The 271-nt window shown below is 37.3% G+C and carries 1 pseudogene; it reads right to left on the bottom strand.

Going from position 1 to position 271, the window contains the following annotated elements:
- A pseudogene (locus tag ACFINC_RS11340) lies at positions 1 to 271 on the bottom strand (hypothetical protein); the annotation flags it as partial.

The following is a 271-nucleotide window of genomic DNA, read 5'->3' as shown; positions in this document are numbered from 1 at the left end:
TTGGATTTTCGGTTAATTTCATCAAACAAACGAAATCTCCCCAGACGCGAACGATCCCTGCTTGTGGTGGATTTCCTCCTAAATTTCTAAATGTTTTATCATGAATAATATCGATCACTTGTGGTTTATCATTAGCATTCACCGCAATAATAAAATCACCAAACAAAGCAAAAGACCACGGGGCATCGATATTCGCCAGATAAGCCTTTCCTTTTTGGCTAATATCTTTCCACTTCATTGTTGTGTTATCCAGCAAGAAGATTTTTTCTCT

It is taken from the genome of Bartonella sp. AP58NXGY (genome assembly GCF_042195785.1).
Lineage (GTDB): Bacteria > Pseudomonadota > Alphaproteobacteria > Rhizobiales > Rhizobiaceae > Bartonella.
Note: the sequence above shows the minus strand (reverse complement) of the source record. Positions and strands in the feature narration are given on the sequence as shown.